At 69.4% G+C, this 16,846-nt stretch carries 17 protein-coding genes; 13 read left to right on the top strand and 4 right to left on the bottom strand.

What is annotated here, in order from left to right; all coding sequences use genetic code 11:
• Positions 1-25 precede the first annotated feature (25 nt).
• Positions 26-358 (top strand): STAS domain-containing protein, encoded by a 333-nt coding sequence (locus ACIA5C_RS12440; RefSeq protein ID WP_396053702.1) that lies wholly within the window; start codon positions 26-28, stop codon positions 356-358.
• Positions 355-750, top strand: a complete 396-nt coding sequence (locus ACIA5C_RS12445; RefSeq protein ID WP_396053704.1) for an ATP-binding protein — start codon at positions 355-357, stop codon at positions 748-750. Before ACIA5C_RS12440 ends, ACIA5C_RS12445 begins: the two co-directional genes overlap by 4 nt.
• Here the strand turns inward: ACIA5C_RS12445 and ACIA5C_RS12450 are convergent.
• Positions 747-2,255 (bottom strand): PP2C family protein-serine/threonine phosphatase, encoded by a 1,509-nt coding sequence (locus ACIA5C_RS12450; RefSeq protein WP_396053706.1) that lies wholly within the window; start codon positions 2,253-2,255, stop codon positions 747-749. The genes ACIA5C_RS12445 and ACIA5C_RS12450 overlap by 4 nt on opposite strands.
• 484 nt (positions 2,256-2,739) lie before the next feature.
• The gene (locus ACIA5C_RS12455) at positions 2,740-3,759 is read right to left on the bottom strand and encodes a LacI family DNA-binding transcriptional regulator (protein ID WP_396053708.1); all 1,020 of its coding nucleotides are present in this window, start codon (positions 3,757-3,759) and stop codon (positions 2,740-2,742) included.
• A gap of 90 nt (positions 3,760-3,849) precedes the next feature.
• On the opposite strand from ACIA5C_RS12455, the gene ACIA5C_RS12460 reads away from it, so the two are divergent.
• The 7 genes from ACIA5C_RS12460 to ACIA5C_RS12490 all read left to right on the top strand — a co-directional run bounded on the left by ACIA5C_RS12460 (position 3,850) and on the right by ACIA5C_RS12490 (position 10,668).
• On the top strand, positions 3,850-5,181 hold the full coding sequence (locus tag ACIA5C_RS12460) for an extracellular solute-binding protein (protein WP_396053710.1): 1,332 nt from the start codon (positions 3,850-3,852) through the stop codon (positions 5,179-5,181).
• Complete coding sequence (locus tag ACIA5C_RS12465) at positions 5,178-6,149, top strand: carbohydrate ABC transporter permease (protein ID WP_396053712.1); 972 nt, start codon at positions 5,178-5,180, stop codon at positions 6,147-6,149. Before ACIA5C_RS12460 ends, ACIA5C_RS12465 begins: the two co-directional genes overlap by 4 nt.
• Positions 6,146-7,015 carry a carbohydrate ABC transporter permease gene (locus ACIA5C_RS12470; protein ID WP_396053714.1) on the top strand — a complete coding sequence of 290 codons (870 nt, stop codon included), beginning with the start codon at positions 6,146-6,148 and terminating at the stop codon, positions 7,013-7,015. Before ACIA5C_RS12465 ends, ACIA5C_RS12470 begins: the two co-directional genes overlap by 4 nt.
• Entirely contained in the window at positions 7,012-7,842 is an 831-nt protein-coding gene (locus ACIA5C_RS12475) for a sugar phosphate isomerase/epimerase family protein (protein ID WP_396053716.1), read from the top strand. Before ACIA5C_RS12470 ends, ACIA5C_RS12475 begins: the two co-directional genes overlap by 4 nt.
• Entirely contained in the window at positions 7,839-8,879 is a 1,041-nt protein-coding gene (locus ACIA5C_RS12480) for a Gfo/Idh/MocA family protein (RefSeq protein ID WP_396053718.1), read from the top strand. Before ACIA5C_RS12475 ends, ACIA5C_RS12480 begins: the two co-directional genes overlap by 4 nt.
• On the top strand, positions 8,876-9,730 hold the full coding sequence (locus ACIA5C_RS12485; protein WP_396053720.1) for a sugar phosphate isomerase/epimerase family protein: 855 nt from the start codon (positions 8,876-8,878) through the stop codon (positions 9,728-9,730). Before ACIA5C_RS12480 ends, ACIA5C_RS12485 begins: the two co-directional genes overlap by 4 nt.
• A 101-nt stretch (positions 9,731-9,831) precedes the next feature.
• On the top strand, positions 9,832-10,668 hold the full coding sequence (locus ACIA5C_RS12490; protein ID WP_396053722.1) for a hypothetical protein: 837 nt from the start codon (positions 9,832-9,834) through the stop codon (positions 10,666-10,668).
• Between the two features lie 397 nt (positions 10,669-11,065).
• On the opposite strand, the gene ACIA5C_RS12495 is transcribed toward ACIA5C_RS12490, so the two are convergent.
• Positions 11,066-12,022, bottom strand: a complete 957-nt coding sequence (locus tag ACIA5C_RS12495) for a methyltransferase domain-containing protein (RefSeq protein WP_396053724.1) — start codon at positions 12,020-12,022, stop codon at positions 11,066-11,068.
• Between the two features lie 49 nt (positions 12,023-12,071).
• On the opposite strand from ACIA5C_RS12495, the gene ACIA5C_RS12500 reads away from it, so the two are divergent.
• The 4 genes from ACIA5C_RS12500 to ACIA5C_RS12515 all read left to right on the top strand — a co-directional run bounded on the left by ACIA5C_RS12500 (position 12,072) and on the right by ACIA5C_RS12515 (position 15,417).
• On the top strand, positions 12,072-12,860 hold the full coding sequence (locus tag ACIA5C_RS12500; RefSeq protein ID WP_396053726.1) for a Clp protease N-terminal domain-containing protein: 789 nt from the start codon (positions 12,072-12,074) through the stop codon (positions 12,858-12,860).
• Positions 12,861-12,877: 17 nt separating this feature from the next.
• Complete coding sequence (locus ACIA5C_RS12505) at positions 12,878-13,792, top strand: serine hydrolase domain-containing protein (protein ID WP_396053728.1); 915 nt, start codon at positions 12,878-12,880, stop codon at positions 13,790-13,792.
• A gap of 186 nt (positions 13,793-13,978) precedes the next feature.
• Positions 13,979-14,401, top strand: coding sequence for a PleD family two-component system response regulator (locus ACIA5C_RS12510; RefSeq protein ID WP_396053730.1), 423 nt, complete (start codon positions 13,979-13,981; stop codon positions 14,399-14,401).
• 368 nt (positions 14,402-14,769) lie between these two features.
• The gene (locus tag ACIA5C_RS12515; protein WP_396053732.1) at positions 14,770-15,417 is read left to right on the top strand and encodes a pyridoxamine 5'-phosphate oxidase family protein; all 648 of its coding nucleotides are present in this window, start codon (positions 14,770-14,772) and stop codon (positions 15,415-15,417) included.
• Positions 15,418-15,750: 333 nt separating this feature from the next.
• On the opposite strand, the gene ACIA5C_RS12520 is transcribed toward ACIA5C_RS12515, so the two are convergent.
• The gene (locus ACIA5C_RS12520) at positions 15,751-16,845 is read right to left on the bottom strand and encodes an aminopeptidase P family protein (protein ID WP_396053734.1); all 1,095 of its coding nucleotides are present in this window, start codon (positions 16,843-16,845) and stop codon (positions 15,751-15,753) included.
• Position 16,846 lies beyond the last annotated feature (1 nt).

Here is a 16,846-nt window from a genome sequence, read left to right on the forward strand (position 1 = left end):
GTGTCCGGCGGAAAGGACTGCGGCCATGGCGCGCTTCGAGGCGACGACCTCCGACGAGGCCGGCCGCGTCCGTGTTGCACTGGCCGGCGAGTGCGATCTCGAGGTGCGCGAGGAAATGACCGCCACCCTGCTGGACGCCCTCCATCGCAGCCCGGTGGTGGTCGTCGACCTGGGCAGCCTCGACTTCCTCGACTCCAGCGGCGTGCACGGGCTGATCACCGCCCACCACGCGGCCAAGAAGTCCGGCCGGAAGCTGTTCGTGGTCAACCCGACGGGTGCCGTGGCGACGGTTCTCGATCTCACCGGCGTCGGCGCTCTGCTCAGCCCGCCCCCGGGCTCCGGCTGTGTGAGTCCATGACCGGAGGCCTGCGGCACTACGAGATGAGCTACGACCGTCCGGCCGACCTGGCCGAGGTGCGCGCGTTCGTGCGAGCCAGTGCCGGCCATCTCGGCCTGCCCGAGCGCCGGGCCGACCTGCTCACTCTGGCGGTCAGCGAGCTGGCGACCAATACCCTGCAGCACACCGCGGGCGGCGGCCGGGTGCGCCTTCGGGCCGAGCCGGGCCGCCTGCTCTGCGACGTCATCGATCGGGGCCCGATGCGCCTGCTCGGCCGGGAGATGCCGGCCGCCCAGGAGGTACGCGGCCGGGGCCTCGCCATCGTGGAAAGCATCTGCGACGAGGTGGGCATCGAGTCCGAGGACGGTAGCACCCGGGTGTGCCTGACCTTCCTGCTCGAGGTCGAGCCTTAAAGCACCCGTGCCGTAAGCGTGCACGTGTCGTCGTCCGGGCTCGGGCGGTTGAGACGCGACGCGAGCTGGGCAATCGTTGCGTGGTCCACATCGGCCGAGGCGGCCACGACCAGGTCGGTCACCTCCGTCAGGAGGGGCGGATCACCGAGCGTACGGCGTTCGACCAACCCATCGGTGTAGAGCAGCACCAGGTCGTCGCGGGCGAGCCGGAGCGTGCTCACCGGATAGATCGTGTCCCCCTCGGCCCCGAGCAGCAGCCCTGTCGGCAGATCGAGGGGTACCGCCGCGCCGCCCCGCGCGAGCAGCGGTGGCGGGTGGCCGGCCCGTGCCCAGCACAGCTCGCCGGCCACCGGGTCGAAGACGGCGAGCACCGCGGTGCCGGTGATCTGCAACTGCAGGCAGAGCCGGTTGAGGTGGGCCAGCAGCAGCGACGGGTCGTCGATGCCGATCGACAGCCAGGCGATCAGGGCGAAGCGGAGGTGGGCCATGCCGCTGGCCGCACCCACCCCGTGCCCGGCCACGTCGCCTACCGCCAGCACGGCCCGGCCGCCCGGCAGCTCGTCGGCGTGGTACCAGTCGCCGCCCACCCGGACGGCGCTCTCGGCCGGGAGGTAACCGGCCATGACCTCGAGGCCGGGCAGCGGGAACGGCGCCGCCGGGATGGGCTGGATCAGGTTCTGCAACTGCCCGGCCAGCCGGTGCTCGGCCAGGGCGGTGATCTCCCGCGTACGCAATCGGTCGTTGAGTCGTTGGATCGCCGAGCGTGAGCTCTCCCGGGTGGTGACGTCCTGCAGGACGGCATTGATTTTCAGCGGGGTTCCGTCCGCGTCGCTGACCACGTCGGACAGGATGCGCAGGTGCTTGACCACCGGCCCGGTCCGGAACCGGACCGTGACGTCGGACGCCGATCCGCTGTCCATGGTCTGCCAGGCCGCCTCGCTCATCCCGCGATCATCGGCCAGCATCGCCGCCGCCTGCTCGGCCCGCGACAACGGGCCCAGCGTCGGGTCACGTTCGAAGATCCGGTACATCCCGGGCGACCACTGGCTGGCCCCGGTCGTCATGTCGTACTCGGCCCAGCCGAGGCTGCCCAGCAGCTCGGTGATCTCCAGGCGGCGACGATCCTCGTCGAGGCGCTGCCACCAGACGAGCAGCCCGCCGAGGACCCGGTGCACGGTGACGTCGAAGGTCGAGTGCGCGACGATGCCGGAGCGCTTCTCCTCGTACCGGAACTCGCCCATCTCGTCCGGCTCGCCGGTGCGCAGCACGTCGAGGTACATCTGCCAGAGCCGGCCACCGACGATGGTCGGGTAAAGGTCGCTGAGCCGGGCGTGGAGCCGGGAGGCGCCGCGGCCGTAGATGTCGTGCGCGTCGCCGCTGGTGGCGGCGATCAGGAAGTCGGCGACCGAACCGTCCTCGCCGATCTCCGGCAGCAGCCAGGAGCATCCCGCCGGCACGACGGCGAGGATCTGGCGCACCACGGCCTGCACGGCCTCGTCTGCCACCCGCTCAGCCTAGTGCGGCATCCCGGATATGCGGTTTGTCTTCCACCGCGCGGATGACCACTATCGATCGCAGTCGACGTCGGGGGTGTCGGTGATCGCTGCGCGCATTCGCCTGCTGCGCCTGCTCGGGCGGGCGGGTACGGCCCTTTCGTCGCTGCTCGGGGTGCTGCAACTGATCCGGGCCGCCCTGCCGGTGGCCCAGGCTCTGGCGGTGGGCCGTCTCGTCGCCGTCCTGTTCCGGCGCTCACGACAATCGCCGGGCCCTGACCGCGGCCACGCTGGTCGCCGGTCTGTTCCTGACCGAACAGGCGGCGTGGCAGCTGACCGGCATGGTCCGGGCATGGTGGTCAAGCGGATCGACGGCCGAGTCACCGAGCAGGGCACCCACGAGGAGCTGATGGCGGCCGACGGGGCTGATGCCCAGCTGTACCGGTTGCAGGAGCGCGCCTACCGCTTAAGCGCCGGCCTGTCGACGCGTGACCCGTCAAGCGGGCGGCGCCAACCGCTGAGGGGCCGGGCCCGTCGACTCCCGGATGGTCAGGTGGGTCGGCAGTACGACAGCGCGCCGCTGAGGTTGGGCCGACGAGGCGTCCAGGTGGGACAGCAGGAGTGAGACGGCGACCCGGCCGGCCTGTTCGATCGGAGCGGTCAGGGTTGTCAGCGGCGGGTTGCAGAAGTCGGCGCCGAAGATGTCGTCGCAGCCCACGACGCTCACGTCCGCGGGCACCCGCACGCCCCGCTCGCGCAGCCGCGCCAGGATGCCGATGGCGAGCAGGTCGTTGAAGGCGATGTAGGCGGTCGCCCTGGTGTTGAGCAGCGCGTCGGCGGCGGCCGAGCCGAACATGCGGCCGCGCGGGAACGGCCCGACCCGCTCGAACGCGCGCCCGTAGCGCTGCCCGGCTGCCTTCAGCGCCTGCCAGCGGGCCCGGTTCGACCACGAGTTCTCCGGGCCGTAGGCGTACGCGATGTCGCGATGCCCGAGCGATACGAGATGCTCGACCGCCAGTGCCATGCCGGCCGGAGTGTCGATCACCACGCTGGGCACGCCACGCACGTTGCGGTTGACCGTGACCAGCGAGATTTCGGCTGCGAGATCGGCCAGTGCCCGCTCCGGCAGCCGGGACGCGGTCAGGATCGCGCCGTCCATCCAGCGGCGCATCTTGCGCAGCATCTCGGCCTCGTGCTCGCCCGAGTCCTCGGTGTCGATGAGCAGTTGCGCGTACCCGGCCGCCTTCAACTGCTGCTGCGTGCCCCGAATCAGACCGAAGTAGAACGGATTGGTCACGTCGGAGACGAGCACGGCGATCGTGCCGGTGCGCCCCGAACTGAGTGCCCGCGCCTGCGAGTTGGGCACGTAGTCGAGTTCCCGGGCGGCGGCTTCGATGCGCTCCCGGGTGGCGGCGCTGACCCGGCCCGGCTTGTTCAGCGCGCGCGACACCGTCGAAGGCGCCACCCCGGTCGCCTTCGCGATGTCGGTGATGGTGACGGCCCGCCGAGCTCTCATGCCTGTGCTCCCTTTTGGGCCAGCCAACCAGGCGTGGCAAAATTTGGCAAACGATTGCCATCCACATTGATCGATTGTTAACTTCCCGGCATGACCACACGGCGAGTGTTGATCGCGCTTACCGGCGCGGTTCTTGTCACCTCCGGCCTCACGGCCTGCGGCGGGTCCGGCGATTCCGCTGGTGGCGCCGGCACGACGATCAACGTGCTGATCGGCGCCAACACGATCTATCCCGAGCAGCAGCGGCAGTGGTTCTCCGACGTCTCGGCGCGTTTCGCCAAGGAGAACAGCGGATCCACGATCAAATTCGAGACGTTCGCTTCCGCGAACGACGAGCTCACCCGCATCCAGACGTCGGTGCTTTCCGGTCAGGGCCCCGATGTGTACGCGCTGGGCACCACGTTCACGCCGACCGCGTACGCGACGGGAGCCTTCCAGACGCTCAGCGCCGACGACTGGACCAAGATCGGCGGCCGCGAGAAGTTCGTCCCCGCCGATCTGGGCATCTCCGGCCCGGACGCCCAACACGAGGCCGGCATCCCGTTCGCCAGCCGCCCGTTCGTGATGGCCTACAACAAGGACATGCTCGCCGCGGCCGGCATCGACAAGCCGGCCAACAGCTGGGACGGTCTCCTTGCCCAGGCCAAGAAGACGACCGGTGCCGGCAAGTACGGCCTGGCGATCGGCTACGCGGACGGCTTCGACCCGTGGAAGTTCGTCTGGGCGATGTCGGTGCAGGCGGGAAACCCGCTGGTCGACGGCAAGACGGCCACGCTGAGCGACCCGCGCACGATGACGGCTTACAAGACCTACCTGGGCTGGCTCGCGACCGACAAGGTCGTCGACCCGGCCGCGGTCGCCTGGAAGAACGCCCAGGCCGTGGCGGCGTTCGGCGAAGGGAAGGCGGCTTTCCTGCCGATGGTGTCGGCCAGTTCGCGGCCGGCCCTCGACAAGTCCTCGGTCGCCGGTAAATATGCTTACGCCCTGATGCCGACGATCCCGCCCGGCGCGACCGCCGTACCGGCCGGCGGCAAACCCGCCGCGAGCATCCTGTCGGGCGACAACCTGGTTGTGGCGAAGTACTCCAAGCACAAGGACCTCGCCCTCGCCCTGGTCAAGCAGCTCACCAGCGCCGACAGCCAGGAGGCGTACTACAAGCTGCTCGGCGAACTCCCGACCAACGCCGAGGCGGCCGCCACGCTGAAGAACGACCCGGTTCTCGCACCCATCGTCGACTCGGCCTCGAAGTCGGTCGGCACCCCGTTCACCGGCGGCTGGAGCCAGATCCAGCTGGCCCTGGTCAACGTGGTTGTCCAGTCGATCCCCGACCTGTCGGCGGGCAAGGTCGACGACGGCAAACTCAACGGCCTGGTGCGGAAGGCGCAGGCCGACGCGCAGGGCGCACTGGACAAGGCGAAGTGACGACCCGCACCCCGGCCCCGTCGTCCGAGCAATCGGCCGGCGGCGCCGAGCTGTACCGGTCCGGTCCGGACCGGCCCCGCCGGGTGACCCGAGCCAACCGCCCACTGTGGATGCTTCTACCGGGCGGCCTGCTCACGCTGGTCGTCATCGTGGTCCCGCTGGTGGTGGCCGTCTACATCTCGCTCGCCGACCTCGACCAGTACACGATCCGCGAGTGGGTGCACGCCCCGTTCATCGCCCTGGACAACTACCGCGAGGCACTCACCGACTCGCCGCTGCTGCACGGCATCGGCCTCAGCGTCGCGTACGCCGCGCTGGTCACCGTCGTGACCCTGCCGATCGGGGTGGCGGCCGCACTCGCCACCCAGGACCGCTTCCGGGGCCGCGGGCTGGTCCGTTCCATCTTCCTGGTGCCCTACGTGCTGCCGGCCTTCGTCGTCGGCACGGTCTGGCGCATCATCCTGCAGCCGGAGGGGATCGCCAACAGCTGGCTGGGCCACCTCGGCTGGCATCCCGGGCTCTGGCTGAACGGCCCCAAGAGCTTCTGGGCCCTCGTGATCGTCCAGGTCTGGGCGTCCTGGCCGCTCATCTACCTGCTCGCGGTCGCCGGACTGCAGTCGATCGACCCGACCGTGCACGAGGCGGCGGCGCTCGACGGAGCGGGCTGGTGGGCGAAGTTCCGGCACGTGATCGGACCTCACCTGCGCGGCCCGCTCGCACTCGCCCTGATCATCGCCTTCCTGCACAACGTCAACAACTTCACACTGCCGTTCGTCCTGTTCGGCGTTCCGGCACCGCATGATGTGGAGGTGCTGCCGGTGCTGACCTGGGTGGAGAGCTTCCAGAACCTGAGGTTCGGGCTGAGCGCCGCGATGGCCGTGATCTCGCTGGTGCTGATCGTCATCCCGATGGCCGTCTACCTGCGGGCGGTCCGCCTCGCCACCGGCGAGGACGGGGCACAGCGATGACCACCGCCCGGTCCGACGAGGTCGCCCGGATGCTGCCTCGGCCGCTGCGGGCGGTCGTCCTCGTGCTGCTCCTGGTCCTGGTGCTCGGACCCGTCCTTTACGTGATCTTCGCATCGGTCAGCCCGGATCTGTCGGTGGCGGCCGGCCATTTCCTGCCCAGCCGTTTCGAACCTGCCAACTACGTGCACATCTGGTCGACCGTGGACCTGGGCGAGGGGCTGGTCAACAGCCTGATAGTGGCCGGGTCGGTAGCCGTGTTGTGTGCCTTTGTCTCGCTGCTGGCCGCGTACGTCCTGGTGGCCTTTGCCTTCAAAGGCCGGCTTTTGATCTTGCGCGGGTTGCTCGCGCTGCAGAGCGTGCCCGGCACGCTCCTGCTTTTGCCGGTGTTCGTGCTGTTCTCCAGCATCGGCAGCACTCTCGGGGTGACTGTGATCGGCACCCGGTGGGCCCTGTTCCTCACCTATCTGACCTTCGGTCTCCCGTTCTCGACCTGGGTGATGGTTACCTACCTGCGCGGCCTGCCCCGCGAGCTCGACGAGGCCGCCCGCGTCGACGGCGCCTCGTCGTGGACCGTCCTGACCCGCATCGTTCTCCCGCTGAGCTGGCCCGGCCTCATCGTGTCGGCAATCTTCGCCTTCCTGCTCGGCTGGAACGATGTCCTGTTCGCCTCGGTGATGACCAACCCGGAAACCCGGACCGCGGCGGTCACCCTGCAGGTCTTCGGAGCGACCCAGGAGGGCGGTGCCCTGCCGCTCTACGGCCAGTTGATGGCGGCCGCGCTGGTCTGCGCGGCACCGGTCGTGGCCCTCTATCTGATCTTCCAGCGCTATCTCATGAGTGGGCTCACCTCGGGAGGGGTCAAGTGACCTGGAAGCTGTCCGGCTTCGGCGATGAGATCGACGCGGACCCGGTGGTCCAGCTGAGCGTGCTGAGTGCGCTCGGCGCGGGGTTCATCGAGGTACGCAGTGCCTGGGGCGCCAACGTCGTCGACCTGACCGATGACCAGCTGGCATCGCTCGGCCGGCTGATCTCCGAGCGGGGGATGGGCGTCTCGGCGATCGCGTCGCCGCTCGGCAAGGTCGACTATCAGTCGTCCTTCGACGCCGAGTTGCACCGTTTGTCGCGGGCACTTTCGGCGGCCCACGTGCTCGGTGCCCGGTACATCCGGATCTTCTCCTTCTACCGTCCGGCCGGCGTGGCCCCGGCGGCGATCCGCGACGAGGTGCTGCGGCGCCTCTCGACGATGGCCTCGGTCGCCGAGCGCAACGACATCGTGCTGCTGCACGAGAACGAGAAGGAGATCTACGGCGACATCCCGTCCCGAGTTCTCGACCTGATCGAGTCGGTCGGCTCGGACGCCCTGCGGGTGGCGTGGGACAACGCCAACTTCGTCCAGGTCGGCGTGAAGCCCTTCACCGACGGCTACGCCATGCTCCGCCCTCACCTCGAATACCTCCAGGTCAAGGACGCGGTCGCGGCGACCGGCACGGTCGTGCCGGCCGGGGAGGGCGACGGCGAGCTTCGGGAGACGCTCACGGCGCTGCGCGATGACGGGTACGCGGGATACGCCTCCCTCGAACCTCATCTCGCCATGCAGTCGTCGACCGGTGGCTTCTCGGGGCCGGCCGAGTTCGGTCGCGCCGCCCGCGCCTTCGCGGCACTGACCCAGGAGATCGGAGTATCGCTGGCATGACTGATCAGCTCACCGTGGCGATCGTCGGAGCGGGGATCATCGGCCGCAACCACGTGGCCGCGATGCTGCGAATCCCGCAGTTCCGCATCGTTGCGGTCGTCGACCCGATCGCGCCCGCGGCCACTCGGCTTGCCGCGGCGATCCCTACTTCGCCCGCCTGCTTCGCGAGTCTGGACGAGGCCCTCGCGGCGGCGAGGCCGCAGGTCGTCGTCATCTGCACGCCGAGCGGCCAGCACGTCTCGCAGGCTCTCATGGCCCTGAACTCCGGCGCACATGTGGTCATCGAGAAGCCCCTCGACGTGTCCGTCGCTAAGGCCCGGCCGCTGGTCGACGCCGCCCGATCGGCGCCCCGGCAGGTCGTCTCCGTGATCAGCCAGCACCGCTTCGACCCGGCGACCGTCACGGTGAGCGCGGCGATCTCGGCCGGCCGCTTCGGCACGCTCACCTCGGCTGTCGCGACCGTCCCCTGGTGGCGCGGCCAGGACTATTACGACTCCGCCGGCTGGCGGGGAACACTGGCGCTGGACGGCGGCGGTGCCCTGATGAATCAGGGCGTCCACACTCTCGATCTTCTTCTGCACTTCCTGGGCCGTCCGGTGTCCGTGTTCGCGTACACGGACCGGCTCGCCCACACCGGGATCGAGGTCGAGGACGTACTGGTGGCGGTGCTGCGGTTCGAATCCGGGGCGCTGGCGACGCTGCATGCGACCACGGCCGCCTATCCCGGCTCCGGTGTTCGGCTCCAGGTGCACGGATCCGAAGGCTCTGCCGTCCTCCATGACGATCAGCTCGAATCCGCTTCCTTTGCCGAGCCGGACACCCTGGCCGATGCCGAGCCGGCGGGGACGCCCAAACCGGAGGACAACTTCATCATCGGGCATTTACGGCAGTATGAGGACATAGTGGAGGCGATATTGACCGGGCGGCCGCCGGGAGTCGGCGTCGAGGACGGTTTCCTCGCACTTTCGGTGGTCGAAGCCATTTACAGGTCGGCAAGCTCCGGCCAGCCCGAGTCGATTGATGGGGTCTCTCGATGAAGTTTTCGGTCTTCACGGCCTCGACACCCGAGTGGACTCCGGCCGAGGCGGCCCGGAATCTTGCCGACCAGGGTTGGGACGGCGTCGAATGGCGAGTCACCGACCAGGCACCGGCCGATCCGCCCAGCTTCTGGGCCGGCAACCGGGCGACCTGGCCACTGACCGGTCTCGAAGAGAGCGTTCCGGAGATCGGGCGCGTCACCAGCGAGGCGGGTCTCGAGTTCTCCGGCGTCGGGGCGTACGTCAAGGTCAGCGACCGGCCGGACGTCGTCCGGGTGCTCTCGGCGACGGCCGCCCTCGGGGCCGGGCGGGTTCGGCTCACCATGCCGGCGCTGGGTGACGACACGTATCCGGCGCTGTTCGCGCAGGCGCGCGCCGACCTCGAATGGGCAGCCGCCCGAGCCGAGGCTCACGACGTCAAGATCCTCGTCGAGCTGCACCACCGCACGATCGTGTCGTCGGCGTCGGCCGCGGTGCGACTGGTGGACGGCCTCGATCCGTCGCATGTCGGGGTGATCCACGACGTCGGCAATCTGGTGATCGAGGGCCACGAGGATTTCCGCGCCGGCCTCGAGATGCTCGGCGACCACCTGGCTCACGTCCATGTCAAGAATGTCGCCTGGCAGGTGGACGGCGCCCACCCGGACGGGTCGGTCGCGTGGCGGGCCGAGTGGTCACCGTTACGGTCCGGTCAGGCCGACCTCTCGGCCTATTTCCGCGCTCTATCGGCGGTGGGGTACGACGGATGGGTGACCGCCGAGGACTTTTCCGTCGATGTTCCGCTCCCCGAACGCACCCGCGACAACCTCGTTTACCTGCGGTCTCTCAGCGAATCGGCGGAACTCTCGTAATGGCGTTATCACGTCCCACTTGCTCTCGCTAAATACCAGTTCAGCTTGGTAGAGTCCGCGCCGATCACGCCAGCGCCGTCGGCGCCTACGGAGGTCTCCACGTGTCTGACAACCGCATGAAGGATCGGGTCAAAGTGCTGCTGAATGGGACGTCATCGGAAGGTGAGACCTCCGAGCACGCGCTGGTCTCTCCTCCGCAGCAGCCGGCTCACCCCAACCAAGCCCTCCAGGTGCTGACGCTCGCGCAGCGCACTGCCGAGGAACACGTCGCCCGGGCTCACCACCAGGCCGACAAGATTCGCACCGACGCGCTGGCCGCGGCCGAGCAGATCGCCCGCGACGCACAGGTGCACGCCCACAACGTCCGGCGCGAGGCCGACAAGGTGCTCACGGACGCCCGTGCCGCGTCCGAGCAGGTCGCTCGCGACTCACACGCCCGAACCGAGGAAGCGCGGCGGATCGCTGACAAGATCGTGGCGGAGGCCCGTGCCCAGTCCGAGCAGATAGTGGCCGAAGCCCGCGCCAGCTCGGAGCACCTCAACCACCAGGCCCGTCAGCGCTACGACGATGTCGTAGGCAGCCTGGGCACCAAGCGCGAGGCGCTGCAGAACCAGATCGAGGCTCTGGAGCACTTCGACCGGGAGTACCGGTCGCGCCTCACCGCGTTCATGCAGAACCAGCTGCGTGCGCTCTGGGTCGATCAGCCCCAGACGAACATGGACCTGCCCGAGCACGCGCTGCTGCCCGAGGTAGCGGCCCATCCGAACGCGCAGAACATGCACCAGGGCCAGCAGATGATCGTCGACGAGCGCGCTCCCGAAGCGTCCGTGGGCGGCCCTCGTCACGGCGTCGAGGAGTCCGAGGACTCCGTGCCGGCGCAGCGACAGAGCCCCGAAGAGGACGAGAACGACGACGAGGAGGAGCTCACCGAGCGGTGAGCTGTGCCTCCGCGGCGTGATCAAGCCGGTGCCGGCCCTGAGGGGCGGGCGCCGGCTTGCTCTTTTCGGCGCCCTCGTCGCATCGGCCCTCGTCGCGTCGGCTGTCGTCGCTCAAACGTCGGGTCAAGCCTCGAAACGTCTGGTCGCGCCTTGATGCGTCTCGATCCGGCGAGGCAGGGGGCATGACGGGGTCCCTGCAGAGCAGCAGAGACTGCAGGGACCCCGGTTCATCATGCTATCGCTGCCGATTCGGCAGGTCTCCCGCCCCCGTCCGGTCGGTTGGCCTCGTCAGCCATGGTGCGTCGTCGCACCCGAGGCTGGGCGGGAGCCCTGCCCACACTGTGGAGTTGTCAAGAAACGAGTCTGTTCATGCCGGGACAGGGGTCGACTCCCGGCGCTATCCCGGCGTGACCGTGGCCGGCACGTTCAGCTGCCAGCGGTCGTCGAGCGTCAGCGTGACCGTCTCCCGCGGAATGACCGGCTCGGGCGAGTCGACGGACTGAAACGTCTCGGTGCTGCGGATGAGCAGGTCGCCGGCGGCGATGTCCTGACGCCAGATCACTCCGTCGAGCCGCCCGGCGCGTGTCACCGGCACCTCCAGTGACCCCGGGAAGCCAGGTGCGGCGGCGCCTTGTCCGAATGCCGCCTCGGCCACGACCTCGCGGTCGGTCAGCTGGGTCATGGTGTTGCGATCGGGAAAGCCGAAGCGGGCGGTCAGCCGGGCGTCGGGAGAGAGCGGAGGCACGGCCAGGCCGAGCCGACTCTTGCGCCAATCGGGATCGACCAGGAACCGTGCCGCGCGCATGGACAGGCCGGTGTGCGACTCGGTCCGCTCGATCGTCTCGCGCCAGGCCGTGCTCTTGGTCTCGCCGGTGGCATCCGCGGTTCGGGTGTCGAAGCCGGCCACGCTCAGCCGCACCCGATCGGGAATGAAGACTGTCGCCGGGTGGGCGAAGCGCTCCGCGACCCGGGCCATCAGCTGTTGGCGCGCCAGGTCGAGTCGCGGATGGTTCAGGTAGACCATGCCGATGATGACGTCGAACGGGCCGATCGCCGCGTCGGCGTCGTCGAGATCGCAATCCAGGAAAGTCACGCGGTCGCCGACGCCGTTTTCCTCGGCGAGCCGCCGGGCCATCGGGAGCGGGCCACCGTCGATGCCCACCACGTGGCGCGCGCCGAACTTCGCGGCCATGATGGCCAGGGTGCCGAGCGCGCCGCAGCCGGCGTCGAGCACTGTCGACCCCGCGTGGACGTGTCGGGCCAGGGCAAGACGCAACGCCAGCAGGCGCTCGGGGTGATGAGCGAGCAGGGACAGGTGGGACAGAGGAGCGCTTCCCTCGGGGTCGAACGGCATGCGTCAACAGAACCATTGACACCTACGCGGTGTCAACTACGATGTTGACATGACCGCGATTCCTCCTCTCTTCGATCTCATCCGTGACGTCCTCCTTGATGGGACAGCCGAGCCCCGAGATCCGATCCGGCACATCGGCCACGCGGAGCGACTGGCCGGCGAGTTGACGCATCTCGGCGAGAGCCTGGTCGGCTTTTTCGTCGAGCAGGCGCGCGCCGAGGGGCTTTCGTGGGCCGACATCGGTGCGCCGCGCGGCTTGAGCCGGCAGGGCGCTCAGCAAAGATATGGGCCGTTGCTGACCCACCTGACCATCGCCGACCTTGTCGAGGCGGGCGCACTGCGGCAACTCGGCGAGGCGGCGTTGGCCGCGCTGCACCGCGCCGAAGTGCACTCGGCCCGTCTGGGCCGCGATGCGATCGACAGCGGCGATCTACTTCTGGGCGTGCTGGACGATGACGAAAGTCCGGCCGTGGCCGCGATCAGGGAGCTCGGGGTCGACCCGGTCGTCCTCCGCTCGGAGCTCGAGCAGTCGGCGGAGGGTTCGGGTGGCCCGGGGCAGCGTCATGGCTCGGCCGCATTCGAGTCCGGGAAAGCGAGCGACACCGGCGGGGACCAGTCGGTCAGGCTGTCTCTGAGCGTAGAAGCGCGACGAACTCTCGACGGAGCGCTCGCCGAGGCGCGAGGCCACCGCGTCGGTCCCGGTCACCTGCTCCTGGGCATGTTGCGCAACCCGGCCGGTCGGGCCGGTCGGGTCCTCGGCGCGCGCGGCATCACCAAATCTTCGGCGATGGGAGCCATCCTCGCCGTCGGCAATCACCAGACCGCGGAAAGGGAATGACGGCGATGGATCAGGTGATGGCAGGCCTTCGTGCCCTACCGACGACGGGCTTCCTCGTGCTGAGGGGCTCCGAGACCGTCCTCGACTACGGCGACAACACCAGTCCGGCATATCTGGCCTCGGTGCGTAAGAGCGTGTTGTCCGTGCTGTTCGGGCGTTCGGTCGGGAACGGCTCCATCGCGCTCGACGCCACTCTGGGGGAGCTGGGCATCGACGATGTCGGCGGCTTGCTGCCGATCGAACGGCAGGCCCGGGTTCGTGACCTGCTGACGGCAAGGTCCGGCGTCTATCACGCGCCATCGACGGCGACCGGCCTCGAGGAGGGTGCTCCGGAGCGAGGGTCCCAAAAGCCGGGAGAGCACTTCTTCTACAACAACTGGGACTTCAACGTGCTCGGCACGATCTTCGAGCGCTGCACCGGGCGGGCGGTCTTCGACGCGCTGGCCGAAGACATCGCGGAGCCGCTCGGCTTCCAGGACTTCGACCTCGGGCGGCAGCGACTGCTCGGCCGGTCCGACCGGTCGGTCCATCTCGCCCATCACTTCTTCCTGTCCGGCCGCGACCTCGGCCGCATCGGTCAGATGATGCTCAACGGCGGCCGCTGGGGCGATCGGCAGGTCGTGCCCGCCGAGTGGGTCGCGGCGAGCACGACGCCACAGGTAGGGCTCGAGGCCGGGGCGCCCATGGGGTACGGCTACCTCTGGTGGATCCCGCAATCGCTGCCCAAAGGCACGTTTCTGGCGATCGGTAACTGGGGGCAATACCTGCTCGGCATCCCGCCGAACACCGTGGTCGTGCATCAACGAGCCGTCCCGGACGACCTGGTCGTCGCTCGAGCCGACGGATCCGCGCCGGCCGGGCCCGTCGGCGCCGTCACCCCGCGGCAGTTCATGGGCCTGGTCCGCACGGCACTCAAGGAATTGGGAGGATGAGGCCTCGACGGGTGAAACAGAGATTGCCGAATTCGCCCGAAAGAGCGGGAAGTTATCCGGCGTGTACACCACCCGGACGCAAAACGGCCGCGAGAGCATCCGGGATAGAGCAAAAGCACCACGGCGCACCAACGCCCGGCGCATGCTGTTCTGAATAACGCCGGAAGCGAGATGGCCGGAGCGCGCATGGCTGTAGTGCTGATCGCCGAGGATGACGAGGACATTGCCGTGATCCTCACCCGGCTACTCAAGCGGGCAGGACACACCGTGTCGCGCGAGCCGGACGGTCTGGCCGCATTCGAGTCGGCGATCGCCAACCGGCCTGATGTGGTGCTGACCGATCTGGGCATGCCTCGGATGGACGGCCTGGAGCTGTCGCGGGCTATCCGCAGCCACCCCGATCTCGCCGGCATCCCGATCCTCATGCTCAGCGGTCAGCTGCATCCCGGTGACACCCAGCCGGCCGAGGCCGGAGTCTGTGCGGTGCTGCTCAAACCGTGCCCCAACGACCGCGTCGTCGCCACAGTCGGCGAGCTCGCCCAGTACGGCAGCCACGCGCACGGCACCGGCGCGGCGGAGTGCCCCCGCCGCAGCGTCGTCACCGCCTGACGGACCGGATCGCCGACGCCAGCGGTAGTGGGCGCCAGCGGTGGTGGGCGCCAGCGGTGCCGAGTGCCAGCGGTGCTGAGTGCCAGCCGTGGTGGGCGCCGCCGTGGTGGGCGCTGGCCTTGGTGAACGCTGGCCCTGATTAACGCCCGCCTTGATGGGCCGGCGTCCGCGAGTCGGCGTCCGCGAGTCGGCGTGCGCGAGTCGGCGTGCGCGAGTCGGCGTGCGCGAGTCGGCGTGCGGAGTCGGCCTGCGCGAGTCGGCCTGCGCGAGTCGGCCTCCGTGAACAGGCCTCTGTGGGCCCGGCGCCTAGGTCGGGAAACGGCTGCCCGTTTCACGTCACTGCGTTCTTGCGCACCTAGAGTGGTCGGATGCTGTCGTCGACGCCCCGTACTCGGCACCGCCGGATCAAAGAGAACGGGCGTAGCGAGCCCGCCGAGCTGCTTGCCGTGCTGGCGGCGGGGCGGATTGCGCACCTCGGCGTCGTCGTCGACGGGCATCCGATGGTGGTGCCTACTGTCTATGGGTTCGACGCGGAGCGGATCTATCTGCACGGGTCGGTGGCCAGCCGGAGCCTCACCACGGGCGCCGAAGTGTGTGTGACGGTTACGGTGTTCGACGGGCTGGTGCTTGCACGGTCGGTGTTCGAGCACGGCATCAACTATCGGAGCGCGATGATCTACGGGGTGCCGGAGTGGGTTCGCGACGACGAAGCTAAGCTGCACGGCTTGCGGGTGCTCACCGAGCACGTGGCGCCCGGTCAGTGGGACTATGCCCGGCAACCCTCGCGCAAGGAGCTCGCTGCCACCGCACTGCTCGCGCTCTCCCTTGGAGAAGCCTCGGTCAAGGTCAGTGACGGCCCGCCGGACGACGGTGACAGTCCGGACGCTGCGCTTGGGCTCTGGGCGGGTCAGCTCCCGGTGGTCACGACATGGGGCGTGGCGGTCCCCGATCCGGCCCTCCCATCCGGAACCGGCCTGCCGTCCCACCTCGCGGCCTACGAAGGCCGCCCGGCCTGAGCCGGGAGAGCGGGAAGAGTTGGGGGATGAGGTCCGGCGCGGCCTGAGGTGGGCGAGCCGTGAGGACGGGCGAGGTGGGCGAGCCGTGAGGACGGGCGAGGTGGGCGAGCCGTGAGGACGGGCGAGGTGGGCGAGCCGTGAGGACGGGCGAGGTGGGAGAGCCGTGGGCTGAGAGCCGAGGTCGGAGAGTCCCGAGTTGAGAGCCGCGGTTGGAGAGTCCAGATGCGAGAGCGGCGAGCTGAGAGCCGAGGCGGAGAACCGCGAGCTGAGAGCCGACCCGGTCGACCCGCAGAAGAAGCCTCGTCGACCCGCAGAAGAAAGCCTCGGAGCGGGTCAGTGCACCACGGCCAGGCCGCGGTCGGTGTTGTTGAAGCGCCTCCCGTCCGTCTCCGTCACCGTCACGATGTCTTCGATGCGGACGCCGAAGCGGCCCGGCAGGTAGATCCCGGGCTCGATCGAGAAGCACATCCCCGGCACCAGCGGCCTCTCCTCGCCTTCCACCAGGTATGGCGGCTCGTGCGTCGTCACCCCGATGCCGTGGCCGGTGCGGTGGATGAACTGCGGGCCGTACCCGGCTGCCGTGATGACTTCGCGGGCGACCCGGTCGATTTCCTGGCAGCTCACCCCGGGCCGCACCGCCGCGAATGCCGCCTCCTGGGCCTCCCGCACGATTCCGTGCACCTTGACCAGCAGGTCGGACGGCGCGTCGACGACCACCGTGCGGGTCGTGTCCGAGCCGTATCCGTCCATCAGGCCGCCGAAGTCGAGTACCACCGCGTCCCCGGGGGAGATGGTCCGGGGGCCGGCCGAGTGATGCGGGTCGGCGCCGTTCGGCCCGGACGCGACGATCGTGAAATCGACCGACGAATGCCCGAATTGTCGGAGCAGGCCGGCCAGGTCGAGAGCCACGTCCTGCTCCCGGCGCCCGGCGAAGGGCACGGACAGGATCGATGTGTAGGCCGCGTCGGCCGCCGCCCCCGCGGCCTCCAGGCGGGACAGCTCGGACGAGTCCTTCACCGCCCGCAGCATGGGCAGCGCGTCGGAAAGGCCCCGATAGCCCGTTCCCGGCCGCGCCCCCATCAGCCCCAGCAGGTGCAACGCCCACGTCGAGTCCGACACCCCGTACGACCCGGAGGGCGTGAGCAGCCCGGCGGCCAGCGCGTACGGGTCGTCGCCGTCGCGCCAGTCGAGCAGGTCCAGCGTGAGGACCGCCGCCGCGTCTCCGCGTTCCAGCGCCGGAACGATCAGTGCCGGCGGGTGGGCGCGGGTCAGGACCAGCAGCGTGAGCCGTTCGGTCTCCGCCGGCGGCCGGTAGCCGGTCAGCCAGGTCAGGTCGGGTCCGGGGCTGACGAGAATCCCGTCCAGGCCTTCCGCCGTGGCGGCCGCCACGGCCCGCGACATCCGCACGGCGTAGTCAACAGAATCCATG

This window comes from Actinoplanes sp. NPDC051343 (assembly GCF_044455125.1).
In the GTDB taxonomy this organism is placed as follows: Bacteria; Actinomycetota; Actinomycetes; order Mycobacteriales; family Micromonosporaceae; genus Actinoplanes.

Excerpts from the sequence above, each read along its gene's own strand:
- ACIA5C_RS12440 (WP_396053702.1), top strand. The coding sequence starts at position 26 with ATGGCGCGCTTCGAGGCGACGACCTCCGACGAGGCCGGCCGCGTCCGT.
- ACIA5C_RS12445 (WP_396053704.1), top strand. The coding sequence starts at position 355 with ATGACCGGAGGCCTGCGGCACTACGAGATGAGCTACGACCGTCCGGCC.
- ACIA5C_RS12455 (WP_396053708.1), bottom strand. The coding sequence starts at position 3,759 with ATGAGAGCTCGGCGGGCCGTCACCATCACCGACATCGCGAAGGCGACC.
- ACIA5C_RS12460 (WP_396053710.1), top strand. The coding sequence starts at position 3,850 with ATGACCACACGGCGAGTGTTGATCGCGCTTACCGGCGCGGTTCTTGTC.
- ACIA5C_RS12470 (WP_396053714.1), top strand. The coding sequence starts at position 6,146 with ATGACCACCGCCCGGTCCGACGAGGTCGCCCGGATGCTGCCTCGGCCG.
- ACIA5C_RS12480 (WP_396053718.1), top strand. The coding sequence starts at position 7,839 with ATGACTGATCAGCTCACCGTGGCGATCGTCGGAGCGGGGATCATCGGC.
- ACIA5C_RS12485 (WP_396053720.1), top strand. The coding sequence starts at position 8,876 with ATGAAGTTTTCGGTCTTCACGGCCTCGACACCCGAGTGGACTCCGGCC.
- ACIA5C_RS12495 (WP_396053724.1), bottom strand. The coding sequence starts at position 12,022 with ATGCCGTTCGACCCCGAGGGAAGCGCTCCTCTGTCCCACCTGTCCCTG.
- ACIA5C_RS12500 (WP_396053726.1), top strand. The coding sequence starts at position 12,072 with ATGACCGCGATTCCTCCTCTCTTCGATCTCATCCGTGACGTCCTCCTT.
- ACIA5C_RS12505 (WP_396053728.1), top strand. The coding sequence starts at position 12,878 with ATGGCAGGCCTTCGTGCCCTACCGACGACGGGCTTCCTCGTGCTGAGG.
- ACIA5C_RS12510 (WP_396053730.1), top strand. The coding sequence starts at position 13,979 with ATGGCTGTAGTGCTGATCGCCGAGGATGACGAGGACATTGCCGTGATC.
- ACIA5C_RS12515 (WP_396053732.1), top strand. The coding sequence starts at position 14,770 with ATGCTGTCGTCGACGCCCCGTACTCGGCACCGCCGGATCAAAGAGAAC.
- ACIA5C_RS12520 (WP_396053734.1), bottom strand. The coding sequence starts at position 16,845 with ATGGATTCTGTTGACTACGCCGTGCGGATGTCGCGGGCCGTGGCGGCC.